Origin of the sequence: Streptomyces sp. PA03-6a, assembly GCF_033792765.1 — a bacterium.
GTDB lineage: Bacteria > Actinomycetota > Actinomycetes > Streptomycetales > Streptomycetaceae > Actinacidiphila.
The window spans coordinates 1-5,424 of the sequence record NZ_JARAVK010000403.1 but is presented as its reverse complement, the minus strand read 5'-3'; the positions used below and the strand labels follow the sequence as shown (position 1 = coordinate 5,424).

The 5,424-nt window shown below is 63.9% G+C and carries 6 protein-coding genes and 3 pseudogenes; 3 read left to right on the top strand and 6 right to left on the bottom strand.

Annotation, left to right across the window (positions count from 1 at the left end; translation table 11 throughout):
* Window positions 1-285, bottom strand: a pseudogene (locus tag PV350_RS44160) (hypothetical protein); the annotation flags it as partial.
* Window positions 286-530: 245 nt separating this feature from the next.
* Here PV350_RS44160 and PV350_RS44155 point away from each other — a divergent pair.
* Window positions 531-889 (top strand): annotated as a pseudogene (locus PV350_RS44155) (MarR family winged helix-turn-helix transcriptional regulator); the annotation flags it as partial.
* 16 nt (window positions 890-905) lie between these two features.
* On the opposite strand, the gene PV350_RS44150 reads toward PV350_RS44155, so the two are convergent.
* Genes PV350_RS44150 through PV350_RS44140 form a run of 3 tightly spaced genes read right to left on the bottom strand, consistent with a single transcriptional unit; the run spans window position 906 to window position 3,176 of the window.
* On the bottom strand, window positions 906-1,526 hold the full coding sequence (locus PV350_RS44150; protein WP_500339011.1) for a LysE/ArgO family amino acid transporter: 621 nt from the start codon (window positions 1,524-1,526) through the stop codon (window positions 906-908).
* A 4-nt stretch (window positions 1,527-1,530) separates the two neighbouring features.
* Window positions 1,531-2,157, bottom strand: a complete 627-nt coding sequence (locus PV350_RS44145; RefSeq protein ID WP_500339009.1) for a phenylalanine--tRNA ligase beta subunit-related protein — start codon at window positions 2,155-2,157, stop codon at window positions 1,531-1,533.
* Window positions 2,154-3,176, bottom strand: a complete 1,023-nt coding sequence (locus PV350_RS44140) for a fatty acid desaturase (protein ID WP_500339007.1) — start codon at window positions 3,174-3,176, stop codon at window positions 2,154-2,156. Before PV350_RS44140 ends, PV350_RS44145 begins: the two co-directional genes overlap by 4 nt.
* Before the next feature lie 347 nt (window positions 3,177-3,523).
* On the opposite strand from PV350_RS44140, the gene PV350_RS44135 reads away from it, so the two are divergent.
* Window positions 3,524-3,796, top strand: a complete 273-nt coding sequence (locus PV350_RS44135) for a helix-turn-helix domain-containing protein (RefSeq protein WP_500339005.1) — start codon at window positions 3,524-3,526, stop codon at window positions 3,794-3,796.
* On the opposite strand, the gene PV350_RS44130 is transcribed toward PV350_RS44135, so the two are convergent.
* A complete protein-coding gene (locus PV350_RS44130) occupies window positions 3,734-3,991 on the bottom strand; it encodes a helicase associated domain-containing protein (protein WP_500339013.1) in 258 nt (85 codons plus the stop codon). The genes PV350_RS44135 and PV350_RS44130 overlap by 63 nt on opposite strands.
* Before the next feature lie 18 nt (window positions 3,992-4,009).
* Here PV350_RS44130 and PV350_RS44125 point away from each other — a divergent pair.
* Window positions 4,010-4,904, top strand: a protein-coding gene (locus PV350_RS44125; protein ID WP_500339012.1) for an IS5 family transposase whose coding sequence is annotated in 2 segments (ribosomal slippage) — window positions 4,010-4,189 and window positions 4,191-4,904 — 894 coding nt in all. Because the reading frame shifts where the segments join, the coding sequence is not laid out codon by codon here.
* 267 nt (window positions 4,905-5,171) lie between these two features.
* Here the strand turns inward: PV350_RS44125 and PV350_RS44120 are convergent.
* Window positions 5,172-5,333 (bottom strand): annotated as a pseudogene (locus PV350_RS44120) (IS701 family transposase); the annotation flags it as partial.
* Between the last annotated feature and the right edge of the window lie 91 nt (window positions 5,334-5,424).

Genomic DNA, 5,424 nt, shown 5'->3' with positions numbered 1-5,424 from the left:
CTCCACAAAGAAGCAGGACAGGTTCAGCCCCACCGACCGGTGATGCGCCGCCACCCGCAGCGCAATCTCCGCCGACCCTGGCTCCCCGTTCTCGTAGCGACCCTCACCCGCGTACCCATCCAGGTAGACCACACGCCCATCGCGCGACTGCGTACCCGTCATCCCCCCGAACGGCGGGATGTACCGGCCCAGCAACTCATGCTTGAACACACTCGGCAGCGCCTTGCCCTGCCAATATTTCCCACTCGTTCCCGTTGACACGATCCCCCCCAATACGTGATCCATCAACAACTTCCCCCACTGATCCTGAACCACCCGGCAAAGCTCGACAAGGGCACAGAACCAGCCCATGCAGAGGGCCCGGCGATCAGGCAGGCCCTACCGTCAGCAGCGCCACGCGGCGATGCCGTGAGCCGGCTGCCCGATAGACACCGGTTCCCGTAGCTGATCGGGCAGTGCTGCCCTTGCTGCAGGCCGGAAGGTCTCCGTTTTGACAGTGGGCATTTCAACTGTCTGGGTATATTCAGGCCATGGAGACACGGAACGGTACTCGCTGGCTGACCGCTGACGAACAGCACAGCTGGCGTATCCACTTGGAGGTCGGCAAGCTGCTGACCCACCGGCTCGATCGCGAGCTGCAGCCGTTCGGTCTCAGGTACAGCGACTACGAGATCCTGGCCCATCTCTCGGAATCCCCCGGGCGCCGGATGCGGATGAGCGACCTGGTACGCGCCACCCTGCATTACAAGAACCGGGTGTCCCAGCAGGTCAGCCGCATGGAGACCGCCGGCCTGGTCCGCCGCGAGATAGCGAGTCCGACCGGCGCGCGCAGTACGTCGTGCTCACCGAGCAGGGCTGGGAGAAATTGAGAACGCATCACCTCTGCGCCTGCTCCTGTGCCTCGGTCAGCTCATGGTGAGCTCGATGAACTCACGTAGCAGGACTACTCCGAAAAGGATCATGATCGAACCGGATACCCGTTCGAACCACAGTGCCCTGCGCGGAGTCAGGAAACGGCGCGCGGCAGCGGCTCCAGCCGCGAGCAGGAGGAACCAGAGCCAGGAGGCGCTGACAGTGCCACCGGCGAACACTGCGCGCGATGTCTCTGGTTGCGCGGCAACTGCGGCGCCGATGACCCCGACGGTGTCGAGGATCGCGTGCGGGTTGAGAAGCGAGACTACGACGGTGCGGCGGATCATTATGCGGGTGTTGAGCACCTCGCCGGCCTCCAGCCTCAGCGCCATCGCGCTGCTGCGCCAAGCCTGAACCCCCAGATATCCCAGGAATGTGGCCCCGCCGAGGAGCAGCACTCCGCGTAGGGCCGGAAATCCAGTAAGCAGCCCAGAAACTCCGGCGGCCCCGGCCAGGATGAGCAGGGAGTCGCAGCAGCTCGCGGCCACCACGGACCAGCCCGCCCGAGGCCAGCCCACGGAGAGGCTTTGACCAACCACGAACACGTTCTGAGGGCCGATGGGCACGATGAGAGCCAAGCCGAGGGCCAGGCCAGCCAGGTATGAGGTCGCCACGCCTTCAGCCCTCGCTCTGCACAGGCGTGGACATCACATGGGCAGGGTTCAGCAGATGCCAGCAGACCTGTGCGGCACGGGAGGTGGGGGGCTCGGTCAGAGACTCGGCATCTCGGTGGTTACAGTGCCAGGTCAGAACTGAGGTGCTGTCCGCATAGACCTTTTCCCTCGGCCCGGGCCGTTCGGCCGCTTCCGGCTTCCCAAGGAGAATGAAGAGGTCTTTTTCCCCCGCCACACGGAGAAGGATCTCGCCATGCAACGTTTCCAGGTTGAAAGCGCTGACAGGCAGCACGTGCTGAACCGGTACGGAGTTATAGGCGTCCACGGGCCCATCCACACATCGAAATCGCCTCGTGCGGGTCAGCCGCCGAAACAAGGCGTTGACGCTTGGGCTGATCCTGCGGGGATTGGACCCAAAGCTGCGACAGACGGAGTGCCATGTGGGGATACGGGCATCGGTCTGCCCCTGCGGAATCCATGCCCCGGCGGCGGCCTTTGCTTCCAAGTCGGCCAGGGCGGTCTCCGCCTCAACCCAGGTGCCGTCGTCGTCCACACGATAGGCAGCTACAAGAGCAACAGTGACGTCAGCGTACTGCTCCAGAACGGACTGGTCGATTTCAAGTGTCGTCATGCAGCCCTGCCTGTTTCGATACGAGCGTCCGAACGTGCCTCGCTCTTGGCCCATCCCGTACGCGGGCGCTCCAGAACCCGGGTACGGTACCTGAGATTGCTGCGGTACTCCGCATTCTGGGCCAGCAAGATCCGGTGCAGTCGCGCCAACTGATGATGGGGAACCCCGGGCCACAAGTGGTGGATCGTATGATAGCCGTCGCCATGGGGGTGAATCAGCGTCCGCTGCAGCAGACCAAGATTACTGACAGTAGCAGCGAAAACCGTATCAACCTCGCGATAGACGTGCTCGCTGCTCTCACCCACGAAGCGCAAAATCGGCAGCGCCACCAGGTGCGTAACGAGCCACGCCAGCCCAGCGACGCCTGCCCAGACCCATCCCTCCATCAGCCACCCCGGCAGAACGATCACGAGGGCGCACCATGAGAGTGGGAGAGCCGCAGCGACAGGGGCAGAGCCCAGGGTAGCCAGCCAGCCGCCCTGGTAGGGGCCGAACTTCTGCAGCAGACCGAGAACAAAAGCAGCGGTCCCGGAACGGTTCAGATCCTCCAGGCCGAGTTCCTCGTACCGCTGACGATCAGGATCTGAGAGCGTTCCGAAACGGCCGTGATGAACCAGGTGACTCGCCCGATAATCGGCTATCCGGGCACCGGTGGGGACCCCGGCCAGCAGTGTCGCAAGGACATCGCCCAGTTTTCGATACCGTCGACTCCAGTTGAAGTGGGATGCCTCGTGGACAAGGCACTCTAAAGCACGCAACTGACGTGCCGCCGCCAGTGCTGCGACGACGACTGCAGCAGCGAGCGCCAGCCAACCAGCATTGCGGACCACGGTCGATGTGGCGGCCAGTATGAGCACCGGAACCGTCAAGTGGTCGAAGACCGCGATGGCAATGGTCCACCAGAGACGAGTGATGTGTGCTCGGGCTATGACCTCACGGAGCTCTGGAGGATTGCCATACCCCCTCTTGTAGGCGACTTCAGTGGCGCATGTACCCACGCCGGGCTGGGAAAATGTCACTGCCATCCTCCTCGCGTGAAAGATCCAACCCTGGGATGTTAGTTCGACATCGGAGACCGGAAGAGGAGTTAGCGGAAAAAGCCTGACCGCGTAGGCACGCTGGAGCGTGCCTACGCGGCTTTCCTCGTGGGCAGCATGCGAACGGGCGCGCCCATGCAGAAAAATGGCGTCAAAGTTCTATCTTGTGGGGAAGTTAAGATGTTTGCCTGGATAAGGCAATGCGAGATACCGGACCGGCCGCAGATGGTTAGTTGATAGCTGGACGGCTTTCCGCGCGTCGAATCTTGCTATTGTGGAAGGGATCCTGTCGCATCCCCCTCCCCCCCCTGGGAGCGACAGGATCCCCAATGCTGTATAACGCAGCGGTGCAATTCTGTAAAGCCTGTATGGCTGCTGATTGGAGGCGCTTGCTGATGACCCGCAAAAACGCAATCCGCTTGATAGGTTTAGAGCGGTGCCAAGTTGGTGAGGAAATGAAGCGCAAGTACGAAGCGGGAGCCTCCATTCGTGCACTGGCTGATGAGGCGGGCCGCTCATACGGGGGCGTTTACCGCCTCTTACAAGACGCCGGAGCAGCCTTCCGCCGACCCGGTGTCGCGAAACGTAAGGGGTTTCCCTGAGAAGCTGATCTCACCCGCGTTGAAAACCTTTCGCTGGTCCGCAATCCACGTCCCCAGCGGGAAAGCGGCGGGGTCCCAGTCCTCTGGAGTCGTGAACGCGTACGGGACTTTCAGATCCCCGTTCTCTTTCACGTAGCGGGTAGCAGCCTCGATTCCGGCACGCCAGTACGCGTTTTCCGGCCGGAGAACACGCAGACTCAGACCGTTTGAGATCTGCCGTGTCCCGTGGCGGAGGTGGTCGTTGAGCCTGCCGTGCCCGGTGCCGGGGGGTATCCGTCGGACCTGACCGATGAGCAGTGGGCGCTGGTGGAGCCGCTGCTTCCGCCACCGCGAACGGGGCCGAAGGGCGGGCGGCGGGAGAAGCACCCACGTAGACAGATCGTGGATGCGATCTGTCTACGTGGTGCGGACCGGCTGCGCCTGGCGGCAGCTGCCGCACGATTTCCCGCCCTGGCAGACCGTGTACTGGTACTTCGTGCGCTGGCACGACGAGGGCACCGTCATCTGCGTCCATGACGTCCTGCGGGCCCAGGTCCGCCGGGCCGCAGGGCGGAGCGAGGAGCCGAGCGCTGGCCTGATCGACTCGCAGTCGGTCCGCACTGCCGACACGGTCCCGGCGGCAACTCGGGGCTTCGACGCGGGCAAAAAGGTCAAGGGACGCAAGCGGTTCCTGGTCACCGACACACTGGGTCTGTTGCTGGCAGTGCACGTCATGGCCGCGAGTGTCCAGGACCGCGACGGAGCCAAGCGCCCGTTGCTGTGGGCGCGTCTGAACCATCCGTCCATGCGGAAGGTCTGGGCGGACCAGGGCTTCGCCGGACGTCTGGTCGACTGGACGGCCCAGATCCTCGGCCGCGAGCTGGAGATCGTCCGCAAGGACCCTGAGCAGCGTGGCTTCCAGGTCCAGCCCAAGCGGTGGGCGATCGAGCGGACCTTTTCATGGCTGACCGCCCACCGCCGGCTGGCCCGCGACTATGAGCACCATCCCGCGCACGCCGAGACAATGATCCGCTGGGCCATGATCGGCGTTATGACGCGCCGGCTCGCCCGGGGGCGCCCGGCCACGCGTCCAGGCCCCCGCCCCTTGCATCGCACCACTGGGGCGTAGACCCGGACCCGTAGGCGATGATCGCCGTATGGAGCGTGTCGTAGACCTCGACGAAGCCATTGCTGCCGTTGCCGACCGCCCACCTGCCTGGCTAATACTGCAATCACAGTTAGGGGGTCTGGCCTCGGCGTTTGTAGTGACTGCGGCGAGCGCGTGTCTGGCTGAGCCGTCTCCACCATGACCAGTGCAGATGGTGCGTCGGGGTGAGGTGTTGTGGGTGGAGGAGCAGTCCGATCAGGCGGCGGATCTCCGCGACGGATAGGGGTATCAGGCGGGTTTGTCCAAGATCGTTGCCCCCTTTGACAGTTCCTGTGCGCGGACGGCGGTCAGTGCGGCGAGGGCGGCCATGGACAGGGTGATGTGCCGGTACCAGGCGTCGTAGCGGCGGACCTGGTAGTGGTCCAGGCCGCACTCGTTCTTTGCGGCCTGGTCGGGTAGGACCGCCACATTGCTGCGGCGGTCCCCCCTCAGAACCGTGCGGGCCCGTTGTCCGAGCACACGGCTCAAGCAAGCCCTGATG